The sequence below is a fragment of the Erythrobacter sp. genome, assembly GCF_038133525.1.
GTDB lineage: Bacteria > Pseudomonadota > Alphaproteobacteria > Sphingomonadales > Sphingomonadaceae > Qipengyuania.
In genome coordinates this window covers 1,482-2,364 of record NZ_JAYPTL010000004.1, presented here as the reverse complement: position 1 = coordinate 2,364, position 883 = coordinate 1,482, and the positions used below count along the sequence as shown (strand labels likewise).

Genomic DNA, 883 nt, shown 5'->3' with positions numbered 1-883 from the left:
CAACCGGGAGCGTCGGAGCACCCTGACCGGAAAGATCGCCGGTCTGGAAGGTGACGTCCGAGAAGAAGTCGAGCTTCTCCTTGCGGTATTCGCCACCGATTACGATGCCGACGCCTTCAGAGGCCCACGGCGACTGCACGCCGTATTCGCCCAGTGCACCCGAAACATAGGCCGAAGCCACCTGCGTCGAGTTCACGCCGCGCTGAAGACCGGGGATCGAGAGATAGTTCCTCGCGGCTTCGCTCGGTGCTGACGTACCGGGGTTGAAGATGTCCCAGGGCACGCAGTTCGGATCGCTGCCATCGAGCGTCGAGCGGCACACAACGTTGCCATTCGCATCGAGCACGGCGTCCAGAGCGCGGGTTGCACGGGTCACCGAAACGTCGTTGGTGTAGGTTTCCGCGAAGTTCGTGCGACCATACAGGTAGTATGCGTCATACGACCAGGCCGAACCCAGATCGCCGCGAAGACCGAGGACTGCGCGGTAGCTGGTGTGCTGCAGGTCGTCACGACGCGGGCCACCTTCGACGTTACGACGCAGGATCTGCGCGAAGCCACGGTTGTAGGTGTTGCCGGTCGACGGATCGATGAAGTCGAAAGCCGGTTCACCGGTGTTGCCAACGACATCGAATGCGCGTGCCGGATCGGGGCTGACGAGCAGGTTTTCGTTGTCGCAGATCACAGCCAGCTGTGCGGCACCCAGCAGCGGGTTGTCGCAGTTGAGCGAAAGCGTGTTGCCGAAGTTACCCGACGGAGCGATCTGGGCGACCGTGCGGTCGTCCATGAAGTTGAACTCCATGTACGGGTGCAGCGCGGGGCTGATCTCATCGTCCGCGAAGACGCCGGCCGTGTAACGTTCGTCGGGGCGCTGGAAGTAGTTCAG

Annotated in this window: 1 pseudogene; it reads right to left on the bottom strand. The window is 62.4% G+C overall.

The annotated features are described in order from the left end of the window. A pseudogene (locus AAFM29_RS01695) lies at positions 1-883 on the bottom strand (TonB-dependent receptor); the annotation flags it as partial.